We start from the raw sequence: 15,235 nt of genomic DNA, 5'->3' as shown, positions 1-15,235 counted from the left end.
CTGTCGATTTAGGGCTCTTTTTTGGCGCTAAGTGGTCATTTCTTGATAATCACTCTACCTGAGTGTTTCTCCTCCAATGTTTGGTGACCTTGGCGGAACCCGTCAAGTGAGAAGGGGTACTCGTACCCAATTTTGATACTTGCTCCTTTGTTAGTCATCAGTTCGATAATTTTTGAGAGAGCGTCTGTATCTGAAACTTCACTGGTAGGGGCAATGTGGTTAAATTGAATATTTTTGCTAGTCTCTGGTTCATCATGAGCGACACTTGAAATAATGCCACCGTCTTTAACCATAGCCACGTCGTCATCACTTGATGCTCCGTTCATAGCTGAGTTGATAACGACATCACCTTGACCAGCTAGGACCGTAGCAGGATCTTCTTTGTCGTATGCTACGTAACGACTAACACCAAGAGCCTTGACGTCAGCTTCATGCTTGCTAGACCCAATTCCAATTACGTTAGCTCCAAGATCAGCAGCAATTTGAGCTGCTAAAGAGCCGACACCACCAGAAGCTCCCTTTACGATAACAGTTTGACCTGGTTCGACTTGGCCAAATAGGTTAACTGCATTATAAGCAGTAACCCCTGGGGTCACGATTCCAGCGGCCTGAACAAATGAAATATCATCTGGTAACTTAACCGTATTTGTTTCATCACTGGTAGCGAATTCTGAATAGGAGTGATGGCCGTGAGCGACTACTCGGTCACTGGGGGCAAACTTCGTAACATCAGAGCCCACTTGTTTTACGATTCCCGCAACATCACGGCCAGGAATCACTCGGTGAGTTGTTGTTCGAAAATCGCCAGCTCGACTAGCCCGTTCAAAATTGTTTAATCCAACAGCCTGAGTTTCAATTAAAATATCCTTATCTTTCAGTTCGGGAGTTGGTACGTCGTATTCTTCAATCACTTCTGGACCACCATTGTGATCATATCCAAATGCTTTCATAATCTATCCCTCCTCAAATTTACAGTTGTAATTTTAGGCTTATTTATAATTGGGTTCAAGAAAGATGCTTACTAAATAAAAGTGTGAACCCGTGGGCTCACACTTTTAACAATTAGTCTTGATTAGCTAATAATTCTTTGAATGTAGGTTGATCAAACAAGTTTGATGCCTTTACGTAGCCATCAATAGTAGCTTGGTCAAATTGGTCAGGATCGATTGGCATGAAGCTAGTATCAACTGGGTCAACATTTTTAACCTTAGCATCAATGACGATTGGCCGCTTGTCACCAGCTGATTGAAGCTCCTTAACCTTAGAAAAAGCTGCCTTTAATGATGCATTGTCAGTTGCGGTTAACCCAACTGCTCCCATGCTGTCAGCAAATTTAGCCCAGTCAGCGCCTTTGAAGTGGATTCCGTAAGGTTCCTGGTTGGCTTGAATCTTTTCGTGTTGGATATATCCGTATGCCTTGTTTTCGAGAACAACGTTAACGATTGGCATCTCGTACTGAACTTGGGTCAACAAGTCCTGCATATTCATTGAGAAACCACCATCACCAGAAATGCTGAATGTCTGGGAGTTAGGGAAGCTTAGTTTGCCAGCGATACTTGCTGGAAGGGCGTATCCCATTGTTCCAAACCATGATGACATAGTAAACTTCTGGTCTTTATTCATTGGTAATTGACGAATTGACCACATTAGGTTGTTACCAACATCCAAACCAAATACAGCATCGTCGTCAGCGATATTCTTAACTTCGCGGATAACTGCTTCTGGGGCAAGGCCATTACTGTCATCGTCAGCAACCTTATCAAGCCATGCGTCCCAGTTCTTCTTGTCTTCTTGGGCTGCCTTAAGGAACTTGGTTGGAGCAACTTGTTCGCCCTTAGCATTTAAAGCAGCGATGAAGTCCTTTGCGTCAGCAAGAACCGCAACATCAATGTCTCGTTGCTTACCCAAATCTTCAATGCTGTTGTTGATTTGAACAAACTTGATACCTTGTGGGAGGAACCGACTGAATGGGTAGTTAGTACCTGCAAGAATAATCAAATCAGCTTCTTGAGTCACTTCAAATGCCGGTTTGGTTCCTAGCCGACCACGGGAACCCATGAAGTTAGGGTGATCAGTGGGCATCAGGCCAGTGGCAGGAGCAGTAGTCAAAACGGGAACGCTGAACTTTTCAGAAAATTCAACGACTTCCTTCCGGGCACCTTTCATACCAAGGCCAGCCCACAAAACGGGGTGCTTAGCCTCTTTTAGTAAATCGTATACTTCTTGAACCGCGCTGTCATCGACTTGTGATTCGCTTTGGGCGTTAATAGTCTTAGCAGTTTTATAAGGAGTGAAATCAATTTCTTCACCTGAAAGGTTGTCAGGAATAATGATAACGGCAGGACCTTTGTGTTGATATGCGTATCGAATGGCTTCATCCATTACGTAAGGAATTTGGTCTGCATTAGTAACTTGTTTGTGGAAGTCGGTCAAATCAGCGAACATTGGGTCTTGATCCATTTCTTGGAAGAAGTACGTGTTCATGATTGGGGTTGCTGATTGGCCGATAATAGCAACAACGGGAGCATGATCCATCTTAGCATCATACAAACCGTTGAATAGGTGAGTAGCACCAGGGCCAGCTGAGCCGAAACTGATTCCAACCTTACCAGTTAGTTTTGCATCAGCGGCAGCGGCTAGTGAGCCAGCTTCCTCGTGACGAACTTGAATGTAGTTTAATTTGTCTTTTTCTTGGTAGAAACCATCAACGGTGTTGTTGATCGAGTCTGCAGTGATTCCGTAGAGATGGTCTATATCCCAGCTAACGATTACCTTAGCTAAGGCTTGACCTGCTTTCATTTTTGCCATAATTAAAAATCACTCCTAAAAATTTGTTTTCTTTAGCTTACTTTTTGTAAGTACAAATAACAACCTACTCCCTTCGCTTGAAAAATGCAACAGTTTAATTCACAAAGATCCATATTTTTAGGTGTAAACGCTAACTTTGTAACGCTTGGTGTACGCAAAGATTGTGAAAAAGGACAGCAAAAGCATATCAAAATGCTTTTTGCCGTCCTTCTTCTAACTTAAGGCCGAATATATGAGTATCCCTGTTGTTGTTTCTGAGCCAGTTCAACTACACCCACTGGAACAATGGTCAACCCGGGCTGTAGGTCATCCTTAGTGATGTTTCTTTGGTTCATTGAGTTATTGCAGACAGCTACTTCAACCCCTAGTTTGATTAGCTGGTTCAAATCGATATCACTACTTTGAGTTGTCTTGGTGATTGCCTCACCATTTACCAACACTTCAATTTTGCCAGGATCATTGTTTGCAATCATCCACTCGTGCATGTGAGGGACATTACTGAAAATCATCGGCCATTTTGTGGGTTCATCGATATGAAAAATTGTGTTCATTGAAGTCACTTTCCTTTCGTTTGTTATTAGTATACTCGCGATATAGGTCTATTCAAAATATGGTAATAGTGACTAATTTGAATGATGGATAAGTAATCACATATGATGTTTATAAATCGTAGTTCAAACCCAGTTTTATGGGTTGCTAATATAGTTTATGTGGTATCCTATTGGTAAAAATAATTCTCCGAGGAGAGATGCATAATGGCTACTGCGTTATTAGTTGTTGATATGACAAATGATTTTATTACCGGAAAGTTGAAAAATGATCGAGCACTGAAGGTAATTTCACCACTCAAGAAATTAGTGGACGAGGCTCACAAGAGTAGCACTCCCGTTGTTTATATTTCGGATGCTCATTACCCAGAAGATACTGAGTTGAAACTCTGGGGAGAACACAGCATGAAGGGTGAGTGGGGTGGCCAAGTAGTTGATGAGCTAACTCCAACCGATAAGGATTATACGTTAGAAAAGCGCAATTACAGTGCTTTCTTTGAAACTGGGTTGGATACGTTACTTAGGGAGTTGAACGTGGATAATGTTGTTGTTACTGGAGTAGTAACTAATATTTGTATTCAACATACGTCTGCTGATGCTTTCTTCCGCGGTTATTCAATTACAGTTCCCAAGGAGACAACTGAGGCCTTAAGCGATGAAGAATACGCTAGTGGGCTTAATTTCTTGAAGACGATGTACGGTGCAAAGATAGTGTCAGTTGACGATCAGTTATTTGAGTAAGGGGGCTGGCGGGGATGTATACTGCTAAGTACCAATCCCGATTCAAAAAGCATTATCAGAATTTAATTCGGGCTGGTCGCTTCACAAAAAAGGAATTTGAAACCGCCCAGGGTCAAATCCTTCGGGGAGGTCCACTTGACCAAAAATATGATGATCACGTTGTTAAGAGTCGAAAACCGGAACGAGCCTTCTTTATAAAGGGGAGTTGGTTGGCTCTTTACAGTTATGAGGGCGACACTGCAAAGTTTCTTGACGTGGGCCGTCATGGTGATATGTAGTTGAAAAAAATCCTGCAATTTGCAGGATTTTTTTAATTATTTAAATAACCAGTGAATAATTCTTCGTATATATTTATGAAGGCGAGGTACATGTCCTTAGGCACGTATTCATCAACTTGATGAACTGAGTCACTACCAGGCCCGAAAATTATGAATGGAAATTCCTTTGGTTTGGATTGCAAAAGATTTGATGCGTCAGTAACGGGTGGAATTGCTCCCAAGGGAACGTCTGAACCATAGTATTTTTTACCAATCTCTTCGGCAATAGAAACTAATGGAGAATCTCCAGTGGTTTCAATTGATGGTTGTGACATGTAGATATCCATATCGATTTTTGCCCCAGACTTATTCTCATCAGCTACAAGTTTGGTTATTGTATCTTCAACTTTAGGATTATTGAATTCGGGAATGGTCCTGATGTTGATTTCGGCGGTAGCGTTTTCCGGAATTGAGTTAACTTGATTACCGCCATTGAAAATCGTGGTATTAAAGGATAACGGCCCCATTAACTGGCTGTTCTTATCTGTATTTCGGAAAAGATGATTTGCCTTTACTAGTAAATCCATCAAGGGGTCAATGGCATTGTAGCCCTGATCAGGCATGGAACTGTGAGCAGCCTTACCAGTGGAAGTTAATTTGATATCCATGGAACCCTTGTGAGCGTATGCAATCATCCATCCGGATGGTTCACCAATTATGAGCGCATCAACGTCATCCATTGTGCCATCGGTTGCAAAGGTTTTGGATCCTAGTTCACCAACTTCTTCTCCCATGGTTGCCATTAAACGAATGGTTCCCCTCTTAAGCAGGCCTTGTTCTTTGATTTCAATCATGGCAATTACCATTGCTGCTAATCCCGATTTCATATCGGCGGCTCCGCGACCGTACAAATTACCGTCTCGTTCTGTCATTGTGAATGGATTGCTTGCCCATTGTGATTCATCACCAGCAGAGACAACATCCATGTGACCAGAAATGCCTAAAACGGGGTGACCACTACCAATTTCTGCGATAAGGTCCGTTCGGTTACCACCGACGGGGATGATTTTAGAGTTGATTCCATGTTTAGAAAATAGCTTATTGAGATACTCACTAACGAGTTTTTCGTCATCATTAACTGATTTTATGCTAATTAAGTCACTCAGAATAGATAATTTCTCTTTGTCTGTAAATGTCGACATAATTATTCAACCTTTCTTCGCTGTACTTTACTTTTGAAATATCTGAAGAATACTTCGGCGATAAAAAAGCCACCTGCTAGGGAAATTGCGACAATCAAGGTGTTCATCAGATTTGTTTGAGCCATAGTTATTTTTCCCTGAGTGAAGTCTTTCATTGCTTCGTAGATAATTCCACCAGGAACAAGGGAGACTAGGCTAGGAATATAAATCATATTAACTGGAACCTTGTAATGAATAGAAAATAGATTGCCTAGAACACCGATAATAATGGCAGCAATCACATTTGGAAAAAACAGTGAATGCATGACTGTGGCAAGAACAACGTATGTCGTCCAAGAAATAGCTCCAGTTATTCCGGCTGGTAGGAGGGCTCTTCGGGGAACGTTAGTGATGATTCCAAAGCCGACAGTTGATAAAAAGCTAATGATAAATTCAATAATTAGTTTCATTAGTTAGCCCCCAATCATGTAAAGAAGCGAAGTAGCAAGGACTACTCCAGAACCAATTGCAATTGCGACTAGCACTGCATCAACTCCGCGGACTAACCCGGAAATAATTTCACCCGCCATGATTTCTCGAAATGAATTGGTAATTGCGACTCCCGGAACAAGTGGCATCAGGGAGCTAACAATCATTTTGTCGCTATCGATACCAATCCCTGTTTTAACCGCTAGAATCGAAAGAAGGGCAATAGTAAAACCGCCAGCTAATTCTTTGATATACGGGGTTTTGTGCTTGTTAGCTACCCACATAGTAGCTAAGAAGCCAACGATGCCGATGAAAAATGACAGTCCAAGATCACCCCAAGTAGCTTTGAATAAAAACATTGGTGCAACGGAAACGAGTCCAGCTCCCAAGATTTTAGTTGGCCAGTTGAACTCGATTACTTGGTGGTCGATCCGCTCTAACTCTTCTTTTAGTTTATCGTATGATATCTGGTGAGCTGTAAACTGCCGAGAAGCTTGGTTCAATTCGTCTACCTTTTGGAGGTTAAACCCACTCAGCTTTGTTTTGAACATCATTGTCCGGCCCATTTGATTAACTGAAATGAAAACTGCGGTCATTGTAACGTAGCAGGAGATTGCGACTCCTGCTGCATGACCGATATATTCAACGGTTTGCTCCACTCGTGATGTTTCGGCACCACTGGTTAGTAAAATTGTCCCAACCTTACCACATGTTTGCATCACGTCGTCTGTATAATCCACCAATTTAGCCACCACCTTAGATTATAATCATACACCTCAAGCCGGTATTTAATCATAAAAAATAAGAGAATTAGAGCCTAGGAGGTCTGCTAGATGAGTCCTCTTGATCGCTATAATTCTCTTATCATTAGTTATTTGCTTTTGTATAACTGATGGCTTTTACTTTATTTGATTGGATATTGATATTGGCAGTAGATCCTTTTCGGTCGGTGAGGTAAACCAGCGTTCCGCCTGAATATTTTCCCGTTCCAGAAATTGAATCACCATTAGGATAGCCCAAGTCAGTAATTACAGACTTATATGAATCACCCTTTTTAATGGTTTTTATTTTTGAAACTGAAGTAGTTTTTGAACCGGCAACGTTAGCAGCGGTGTACCCCTTGGCAATTACTCTGTCTTTGTAAAACCTAACTGAAACATTACTTGCTTTGAAGGAGGTTGCTAGTTCTTTCCAATAGTATTGAACTGCCTTCTTTTTGGTGCCTGCAATCTTAGTGTTTTGCCGATAATCCTCTTTTCCCAACAAATGAAGCACTGCCTTTTTGGTATCTCCACCCTTACCAGTTAGAATATTACCTACTTTTATTTGGTAATATTTATCCTGAGTCAGAACATTTCCGATTTTGTTTTCTGGAATTGGCTGAGCAGTGTTGATTTTACTTGCTGGCTTTGAATCTTTTTTATTATTGCAACCAGCAAGGGACAACGATAATAAAATCGTTGCTGGAACTAAAAATAACTTACGCATGTAGTGATCCGCCCCTCAATAAAAGTCTTATTAATATTGTAATGGTGATTGTTGAAAAATAAAACATTCATGGCTAACTTTTTGAAAATAAATATGAAAACACAAAAAATTAACTATACTTAATATTCTAATAGAACTATAATACTTGCTAATAACGAATTAGTTAGCCCACTCAATCAATTTACTGATTATGGGAGTACTAACTAAACGAATCAAATCAATGTTTAGCAGGTGATTATTTGATTTCTAACAATGGAATATACTATGAGTTATACGGAACAGGAAAGCCAATTGTTTTTATTCATGGAATGGATCTTGATTGTCGTTCCATGAGAGCGGTGTATGAGCCGTTGCCTGAATTAGTAAACTACCGGCGAATTTATATTGATTTGCCTGGGATGGGAAAAAGTAAGGTTAGCTCCGAAATTAAGAGTGATGAGATTCTCAATTCTATTAGCACATTTATAGCAGAAATTACTGACTCACAACCGATTGTGTTGGTCGGCCATTCATATGGTGGTTATCTTGCTGCTGGACTAGCTCATCAACTGGGCTCCCAAATTACATCATTATTTTTAACCTGCCCAGTAATTGAAGCTGATCGTCGTAATCGAACGGTTGAACAGCATCAAACTTATGGTGACAAGCAGATTTCAGTCGCAACCAATCAGTACACTTGGTTTGATGACTATTACGAAACGAACGTTAAAATTTCTGATGACACTTGGAATTTATACAAAAAGGCGATAATTCCCGGTTTGTTAAGTGGCAGCCGCTTCTTTAAGGAGACGTTAGCTACTGGTGAAAACTATCCGTTTTCTTTTGATGATGAGTTGAAGGCAAGCTATCATCCGATGAACGCTGAGATATTGCTTGGTGAGTATGATAATATTGTTGGGTATAAAGATCAGCAAAAGTTGTTTAGTAGAATGTTTGACGCAAATATCGAAGTAATTGCCGAATCTGGCCATAATCTACCAATTGATCAACGTCATGTAGTTAGAGAAAGGCTGATTAATTTTTTGCGGACTAAAGATGGTGAGCAAAGTGAATGATTCAGACTATGTAGACTCTGTTTTGGCAAAGTTACCCGCTGATAATGAACAGGTACAAATGATTGCCGACTATAAGAATAATGCTAGGGGATTGACAAGTAATCAACGCGAAGTGGGAATATGGACATATTGGGTCAACAAAATTCACCCGAATCCATTACATATTGCTTTTGTTTCCTTTAAAAATTCGCTAGAAGTAACTCAGCGGATTATCGAACTAGCTATTATTCAGGCTAAGAAACTTAACAAAAAGCGGATTGTGATTAGTGGTGGCAAGTTTGATAAGCAGGTGCAAAGCGAACTTGTAAAAAATCATTTTGCGCAGATGAGAGTTACTCACTTAGTTGAGTTTAAAAAGGGAATCAATCTCGATGGTAATTTTGAGACGGCTACTAGAATTAGTGATTTAAACGATGAACAAAAAGATAATTTGCTTAATACAATAGTTTGGCAGTACAAAAAAGTTCACCAAATAAATCCGGTTGCTAATCTTTCTGTTGATGAATGGCGACAGCTTATTTGGAGTGATGTAATTCTAACTGCTCCATCTGTTATGATCAGCGGAAACGAGATTTCGGCGTATTCCATCTGGTATCAAGATAACCAGAAAAGCTGTACCCTTGCATATGTTTGGGCAAATGATCCCCAGCAGTTGATTGACTTGATCAAAGTTCAAATTAGAGAATTATCCGGGAGATATGCTCTTCTGAACGGAGAACTTGATTCAACTGATGACCAAGCAATGCTTGTTTATGACTCATTTCCAAAAGAGGCAGATCAACCCTACATCACTTGGGTTAGAGAAATTGAGTAATGACAACATAATCAAAGTGTATACATTGCCTTTACAACTAATGCAAAACGGCTATCATTAGTAGTAGGGAGAAAATCAATTGATTACGTGCGTTATTCATTTTCATCTGAATGGGGGAGTTAACATGGCATCAGTTGTATTGTTTTTTGGAATTTTGGTGTTCCTAATTGCCATGGGTGCCTCAGCATTTGACACTCACAACGCAAGTAAGAATGAATAATCAAACAAATGGCCTCGCAATTTGCGACGCCATTTGTTTTTCTCAATATATTCAGAGGTGAAAATATAGTGGATTTTAGAATTGTTAAGAAGTTGTTTATTGGCCTAGGGGTTTTCTGTCTGTAGGAATGACTACAACTGTAGCTACCCAAGCAAAGGGAACAAAGACACAAAAGGCGATTAATTGGCGAATGCCGTCACAATCAAAAGCATATCCAGTATGGTCTAAGATGGATAATCCTTGGCTTTATGTCAGCACAAAGCGGCAGAAAGTTTATATTCATGATGATGGTAAAGTTGTTTATGTGATGTACTGTTCTACTGGAACAAAGTCATCACCGACTCCGAAGGGGACATACCATATCCAGCGAGAGCGGGGACTATCATTTTATAATGCCACCTCAGGAGAAGGAGCCAGGTATTGGGTGTCATGGAAGGGTCATGGAATCTACCTGTTTCATTCAGTTCCCGTTAACCGAATCGGTCATTATTTGCCATCTGAAGCCAAGTATCTGGGCAGAGCAGCCCATTCACATGGTTGTATTAGGTTATCAGTTGCCGATGCAAAATGGATGTATAAAACGGTGCCTTACGGGTTAAGAATTGTAATTAGATAATATGGTTATAAAAAAGCGTCAACGACAATTCCGAGTGAAATTATCGTTGACGCTTTTTGGTTTGAATAGAACCCGTTCATAAATTTAGTTCTTTGGCTTTGCTAGGACGATTCCTGGGTATTGATCGATTGCTAACCAATCTGGGTACTTTGAGTAAAAGACACCAATTTTATAGTCTGATAGGCTATCACGTTTGGTTTGATCGTAACCGGCTTTATCAAGCGCCTGTTTTACCAGCTCGAGTCGTTGGGTTTCGGTAACTTTATCCTTAAAGAGCATTTTATCAAAATACTTTGAGGCACCTGGTAGCTTGATGACGTCCGTCCAGTCCTTCTCGTAATATTCGTAAATCAAATCTGAGGACAATTCTTTTGAAAGTTGGGTATTAGGAAATAGCTTTAAAACAGCTTTGGTAAATTTTTGGGATGGTGACTGTTGAATGTAGTCGTAGTAGTCCTGATCGTTTGCAAATTGGCCAGGTTGGAGATCGTTCCAGACCTTCCAGTTCTTGTTATAACCAGTTTTCAAATAACCGTGCCAAATCAACCCAGTTTCAGTAGTGTGACGGTTTGGGTTATGTCCTGTGACCTGATAATAAACGGATTTTTTATTATTTTTTGATAAGGTGTACTTCCTATAACTGTACCAATTTGCGTTAGGGTAATCTTTAACGTTTAGTAGTTTTTTGGTGTGGTTGGAATTCCACATATAGATGTTTTTCTTACTGGTAGGGATGTGGAAATAGGTTTCTTTGATTGAAGCTTTATTAGCAATTTTATATGCTGATTTCGATGTTTTTGCTTGAACCGTCGCAGGGTTCCCAATTGATGTGATGGCTAACCCAGTAACGGCTAGGCCACTTATTGTTAGATATTTAAGAAATTTCATGAGTAAGTCCTCCTAAAATTAGTTTATCATTTATTGGTTTTGAGGGGGTGGAGTTAAGCATTTCTTAGTAAAATGATAACTAGAGAAATTTCATTTTCTAGAAAGCCCTAATCTCATTGTCTAATTAAGTTATAATTACCTATCAATATAAGTAGCTATCCCGTATAATGTGGGTATAGACAGAGTCAAAGTTTGGTAAATATTGGCGAGTTGGCGTGAATGTGACGTTAATTTGACCGTGTTTGAATGAGAGAGGGACCCTTGTAGGGTTGCTTTCTTTTTCTTTAACAGATAGAAGGGGCAGGTGCTGATTTTGAAATCCTTTAATCTAAGATTTTTATTAACTAACATAAAAGCTAAACTGAATCGCTTATTAGGTGATAATTTGGTTGGAATCTATCTGCATGGTTCTCTCGTGCTTGGCGGGTTTGACGATAATAGTGATGTTGACTTTATTGCGGTAGTTAATGATCCTTTGTCATTTGAAATGAAGAAGAAACTAATGAAAATTACCTTTGAAGATTTATGGTCATTATCACCCGAAAAGGGGCTCGAACTTCATGTGATTTTAAGTAATCAAGCTAAGCATATAACGACGAAACCAAATTTTGAATTTCATTTTTCAAAGTATCATCTAAAACATTATTTGGACAGCCCCAGTGAATACATAAAGAAGATGCATGGCTTTGATTTAGATTTGATTGCTCATGTGAAAGTTATCAATCAGTGTGGAGTGGCTTTAATTGGTCCTAACCCTGAGGATGTGTTTGAAACTGTGTCTGACCTTGATTACTGGAACGCGGTAAAGTATGACATTGATTTTCAGGGGCAACCAGACAATCCGTCAAATGAGGTTCTCAATCTGTGTCGAACATTAGCTTTTCTGAAGAAGGGTAATATATACCCAAAGATTAGGTCAGCATATTGGGTGATCAATAACTACCCAAGTTTTTCGGCTGAAGTAATTCGCAGGTGTATTGACAGTAGATCAAGTGCGAACGGAACAATTAACGATAGAGAGATTATTGAGGTTGCAAAACAATTACTCTCAAAAGTAAAGGAAGAATCCGCTTAGTATGGGTATAGACAAAACCAAAGCTTGGTAAATATTAACGAATTGGCGTGAGGATTTGTGTACTTTGAATGAGAGAGGGACCTATATATAATAGGTTTCTCTCTTTTTTATGTTACTTTTTTAAAAGTCGTTCGTTAATATACTGAGAGGAGGAATTATGAAACTTGATAAATATGAGCAATCAATAAAGAATATTTCAAACGAAGTTTTGCATTATTTAGTTGGTCATGGAGTTGAAATTCAAACCGCTCAGGATTTAGTACAAGACGCCTTCGTCAAGATATTAGAATCGGATTTAATATTGACTGAGTCAGAATTACGACCTTTGATGTACACAATCGTTAAGCATAAGTATATTGATCAGTATCGACGAGAAGCTAAATTCCAAGAAATCATGGAACGATTTTTAATTCCTCAATCCCAAGAATCCGAAATTAATACATATGAAGATGAAATATTTAGTTATTTAGCCTCCTCATTGCAGCAATTACCGGACGCGCAGAGGACGTTATTGATTAAAAAGTACGTTAATAAAAAAACAATTTCAGAACTTAGTTTTGAGTACGGAGTGTCCCCTGGAGTTATAAAAATGCGGTTGATGAGAATAAAACGAAAAGTAAGAAAAGGTTGGCGAAGGAAAATATGAAGCAACAAAATGCAAATTTTAAAAAAATGGCTTTGAAAGTTAGAATTCGAAGGATTATCTTTACAATAATGCTAATTATGCTATTTACCCCAATTTTGATGGCAGTTGGCTATAAAGTTACTCAATCCATGTCAGCAAAGCAGTCCAATAAGCTCTTCCAAGAAATGACTATAATCAATGAAGTTTCATCACCTAACATAGAAGTCAGTGATCAATTTATTGATCATTCTGATTTTATGGGTGGAGAAGTTGTTAGTCACAGATATAAAGACATAGAGGGACAACGAATCCCTTGGTCACCGTTACAAGGAAATTATTCGTGGAATCAGTCAGAATTTAATTTCTCCACATTTTCATCAATTGATTCGGAAGGGGCAGCTACTTACGATAGAATTACCCAGAGAAAAATCCCCCAATTTTATAGTCTTGATAGTCACAATTTACCCGAAGACGCTACGAAATTAGCTAAGCTAAAAGGAGCTGTTTCGGAGGTTGGAGTAACCTTTACAAGCTCAATGAGTTACAGAAAGATCAAGAAAATAATGCCAAAAGGGGTTCATGTGAAGTGGTATTGGCTTGGAAGCGATAAAAGCAAAACCGAAATTGATGTAGAAGCTATGCAATTAGGATTTTCCGAAGCTGGGAATGGTGAATCTGCGAGTGGAAATTTTGCAGAATACAGACATGGAATAAAAGAGCTTTCAGCTTCAAATGAAAGAATGAAGAGGTACTCAAAGGTTAGCTCAGATTTAAATAAAGTAAAAATAAAGGGTGTAATTGTCACGGGAGATTCACAGATGATGGGAAAATTGGTTAACAAGAGTTGGATTTTGGCAACGTCAGCTGGTGTGACTTTGAGTAAGAATGGGTTGAACTGATAAAGTTATTAATCGGTCTGGGATTAAAAAATAATTACTTTCAAAAAAGGAAGAATCCGCTTAAAACAAGTGGATTCTTCCTTTGATTTATAACTTAGTTATCAAATTAATCGATGGTCATTTGGTACAATATCTCATCATGAATCTCAACCCCATTGTCCGCTAAGACTGGGATGCTTGGCTTGATACTTCGAGCGTTATCAACTGCTTCACGCAGTATCTTGATTTTTTTGAATCCAAGATACTCATAAAAAGTTTGAGCGTCAGTATTATCGTTAGTAGTGATTGTTTGGATAGTATTGATTTTGAGTTTGCTAGCAATCTTCTTCACCTCATTCATCAATGAAGTTCCAATGCCTTCCTCTTTTTCAAAACTGTTAAGAGAAACCACCTCGATGATGTCGTCCCTAACATCGTAAGTAATGATACCGACAATATCTTCGCCTTTGTGCGCCACGAACCCTTCCAGGGTGTTGATATTATAGACCCCAGTTGAAACCACCATTTCTTCTGACCCCCAAAGGGAGCCAAACAAATCTGTGATCAGTGGGCGAACCTCGTTGATATTTGTGAATGAAAGTGTGGGATTGTCGGCCATTTCGATGTCGTCCTCTCTTGTTTAAGTATTGTTATTATAAAGGGCAAACCTAGTGAATGAAAGGATTAGCACTTGCTGACTAATGGCGTTGGAGATTATCTTTTGAAATGAAGGTAGGAAACGTTGTACATGACGGTTATTTTATGCGAACTTTTGTATTTCAGTTGTAATCTTTGACCACCTTGAGTTGATACTAGACCATATTTGTTTTTACTGATTTTATGATACTTATACGAACTCCAGCCGCCGTCATTAAACTTCGCAGGGTGTTTATACAAATATAGCTTGTATGTCCGACCCCAGGCATGGGCGTACCACTTGTGACGCATTTTGGCAGGAATTGCCGTGCTAGCGTTGGCCGATGGAGCGGGTACGCTTGCGATTGTTACTCCAAAAGAAAACGAGGCAATACCAACAAGTAGTTTTGCAGATAATTTCATGAATAAAATCCCCCTAATAGATTAGTTATGGTTCGCTATCATTATAATCTATGGCAACCAAACTAGTGGTTTGAAAAATAAATTAATTTTATTTAATAATCTTATTTACTTTTAATATTTGTCGTGATAATATTCTATTCAATCCAAGAAAGAGGAAATCAGATATGAAAACAACTAACCTTTGCACAAATGAAAACATCGTCGTGATTGTCCGGGTCATCGTCATTTAGACCGCGGGCATCGTTGTGCTGCTCGCAAAAGCGGGCAGGGTTGGTTTAAAGCCAAGAACTGCTAATCCAGTTCTTGGCTCTTTTTATATGCTTGAATTGTCAAATTAAGTGCAACGCAACGTTAAAGAATGACTCATATGGTGTTTTCCAGCCTAGACATTTACGAGGACGCTTGTTCAACTTAGTGGCATAGCCCTGAATTTCTTTATCATTGATGGTACTGATATCCACTCCCTTAGGCATGTATTCTCTCAATAAACCAT

The 15,235-nt window shown here is 39.3% G+C and carries 18 protein-coding genes and 1 pseudogene; 8 read left to right on the top strand and 11 right to left on the bottom strand.

The genetic code is table 11. The features are described 5' to 3' along the window. Window positions 1–35 precede the first annotated feature (35 nt). From QOW94_RS08030 to QOW94_RS08020, 3 genes are all read right to left on the bottom strand, one after another. A complete protein-coding gene (locus tag QOW94_RS08030) occupies window positions 36–950 on the bottom strand; it encodes an NADP-dependent oxidoreductase (protein WP_283679851.1) in 915 nt (304 codons plus the stop codon). 112 nt (window positions 951–1,062) lie between these two features. Further along, window positions 1,063–2,808 carry a thiamine pyrophosphate-dependent enzyme gene (locus QOW94_RS08025; RefSeq protein WP_283679850.1) on the bottom strand — a complete coding sequence of 582 codons (1,746 nt, stop codon included), beginning with the start codon at window positions 2,806–2,808 and terminating at the stop codon, window positions 1,063–1,065. 218 nt (window positions 2,809–3,026) lie between these two features. Further along, window positions 3,027–3,359: a DsrE family protein gene (locus tag QOW94_RS08020; RefSeq protein WP_283679848.1), complete on the bottom strand. Its 333-nt coding sequence runs from the start codon at window positions 3,357–3,359 to the stop codon at window positions 3,027–3,029. A gap of 204 nt (window positions 3,360–3,563) precedes the next feature. On the opposite strand from QOW94_RS08020, the gene QOW94_RS08015 reads away from it, so the two are divergent. Both QOW94_RS08015 and QOW94_RS08010 read left to right on the top strand, forming a co-directional pair. Then, window positions 3,564–4,097 carry a cysteine hydrolase family protein gene (locus QOW94_RS08015; protein ID WP_283679847.1) on the top strand — a complete coding sequence of 178 codons (534 nt, stop codon included), beginning with the start codon at window positions 3,564–3,566 and terminating at the stop codon, window positions 4,095–4,097. A gap of 14 nt (window positions 4,098–4,111) precedes the next feature. Then, complete coding sequence (locus QOW94_RS08010) at window positions 4,112–4,375, top strand: type II toxin-antitoxin system RelE/ParE family toxin (protein ID WP_283679846.1); 264 nt, start codon at window positions 4,112–4,114, stop codon at window positions 4,373–4,375. Window positions 4,376–4,407: 32 nt separating this feature from the next. On the opposite strand, the gene QOW94_RS08005 is transcribed toward QOW94_RS08010, so the two are convergent. The 4 genes from QOW94_RS08005 to QOW94_RS07990 form a co-directional block, all read right to left on the bottom strand. Further along, the gene (locus tag QOW94_RS08005) at window positions 4,408–5,556 is read right to left on the bottom strand and encodes an ArgE/DapE family deacylase (RefSeq protein WP_283679845.1); all 1,149 of its coding nucleotides are present in this window, start codon (window positions 5,554–5,556) and stop codon (window positions 4,408–4,410) included. 2 nt (window positions 5,557–5,558) lie between these two features. Then, entirely contained in the window at window positions 5,559–6,005 is a 447-nt protein-coding gene (locus QOW94_RS08000) for a threonine/serine exporter family protein (RefSeq protein ID WP_283679844.1), read from the bottom strand. Between the two features lie 3 nt (window positions 6,006–6,008). Next, window positions 6,009–6,743: a threonine/serine exporter family protein gene (locus QOW94_RS07995; protein WP_283679878.1), complete on the bottom strand. Its 735-nt coding sequence runs from the start codon at window positions 6,741–6,743 to the stop codon at window positions 6,009–6,011. A 148-nt stretch (window positions 6,744–6,891) separates the two neighbouring features. After that, complete coding sequence (locus QOW94_RS07990) at window positions 6,892–7,512, bottom strand: hypothetical protein (RefSeq protein ID WP_283679843.1); 621 nt, start codon at window positions 7,510–7,512, stop codon at window positions 6,892–6,894. 239 nt (window positions 7,513–7,751) lie between these two features. Here QOW94_RS07990 and QOW94_RS07985 point away from each other — a divergent pair, with 239 nt between their 5' ends. From QOW94_RS07985 to QOW94_RS07975, 3 genes are all read left to right on the top strand, one after another. Beyond that, entirely contained in the window at window positions 7,752–8,567 is an 816-nt protein-coding gene (locus QOW94_RS07985; RefSeq protein WP_283679842.1) for an alpha/beta fold hydrolase, read from the top strand. Continuing rightward, the gene (locus QOW94_RS07980) at window positions 8,560–9,381 is read left to right on the top strand and encodes a hypothetical protein (protein WP_283679841.1); all 822 of its coding nucleotides are present in this window, start codon (window positions 8,560–8,562) and stop codon (window positions 9,379–9,381) included. Before QOW94_RS07985 ends, QOW94_RS07980 begins: the two co-directional genes overlap by 8 nt. 347 nt (window positions 9,382–9,728) lie before the next feature. Next, the gene (locus QOW94_RS07975; RefSeq protein ID WP_283679839.1) at window positions 9,729–10,217 is read left to right on the top strand and encodes a L,D-transpeptidase; all 489 of its coding nucleotides are present in this window, start codon (window positions 9,729–9,731) and stop codon (window positions 10,215–10,217) included. Between the two features lie 84 nt (window positions 10,218–10,301). Here QOW94_RS07975 and QOW94_RS07970 read toward each other — a convergent pair whose 3' ends face one another. Further along, entirely contained in the window at window positions 10,302–11,105 is an 804-nt protein-coding gene (locus QOW94_RS07970; protein WP_283679838.1) for a hypothetical protein, read from the bottom strand. Window positions 11,106–11,418: 313 nt separating this feature from the next. On the opposite strand from QOW94_RS07970, the gene QOW94_RS07965 reads away from it, so the two are divergent. The 3 genes from QOW94_RS07965 to QOW94_RS07955 all read left to right on the top strand — a co-directional run bounded on the left by QOW94_RS07965 (window position 11,419) and on the right by QOW94_RS07955 (window position 13,704). Beyond that, on the top strand, window positions 11,419–12,180 hold the full coding sequence (locus tag QOW94_RS07965) for an aminoglycoside adenylyltransferase domain-containing protein (protein WP_283679837.1): 762 nt from the start codon (window positions 11,419–11,421) through the stop codon (window positions 12,178–12,180). A 157-nt stretch (window positions 12,181–12,337) separates the two neighbouring features. Beyond that, complete coding sequence (locus QOW94_RS07960; RefSeq protein WP_283679836.1) at window positions 12,338–12,826, top strand: RNA polymerase sigma factor; 489 nt, start codon at window positions 12,338–12,340, stop codon at window positions 12,824–12,826. Beyond that, window positions 12,823–13,704 (top strand): anti sigma factor C-terminal domain-containing protein, encoded by an 882-nt coding sequence (locus tag QOW94_RS07955; RefSeq protein ID WP_283679835.1) that lies wholly within the window; start codon window positions 12,823–12,825, stop codon window positions 13,702–13,704. The genes QOW94_RS07960 and QOW94_RS07955 overlap by 4 nt, the downstream gene beginning before the upstream one ends. 106 nt (window positions 13,705–13,810) lie before the next feature. On the opposite strand, the gene QOW94_RS07950 is transcribed toward QOW94_RS07955, so the two are convergent. The 3 genes and pseudogenes from QOW94_RS07950 to QOW94_RS07940 form a co-directional block, all read right to left on the bottom strand. After that, complete coding sequence (locus QOW94_RS07950; protein WP_283679834.1) at window positions 13,811–14,302, bottom strand: GNAT family N-acetyltransferase; 492 nt, start codon at window positions 14,300–14,302, stop codon at window positions 13,811–13,813. 95 nt (window positions 14,303–14,397) lie between these two features. Continuing rightward, window positions 14,398–14,742, bottom strand: a complete 345-nt coding sequence (locus tag QOW94_RS07945) for a hypothetical protein (RefSeq protein WP_283679833.1) — start codon at window positions 14,740–14,742, stop codon at window positions 14,398–14,400. 329 nt (window positions 14,743–15,071) lie between these two features. Further along, window positions 15,072–15,235 (bottom strand): annotated as a pseudogene (locus tag QOW94_RS07940) (IS30 family transposase); the annotation flags it as partial.

This window comes from Lentilactobacillus sp. Marseille-Q4993 (assembly GCF_951230165.1).
In the GTDB taxonomy this organism is placed as follows: domain Bacteria; phylum Bacillota; class Bacilli; order Lactobacillales; family Lactobacillaceae; genus Lentilactobacillus.
This window is presented reverse-complemented; position numbering and strand designations above follow the sequence as displayed.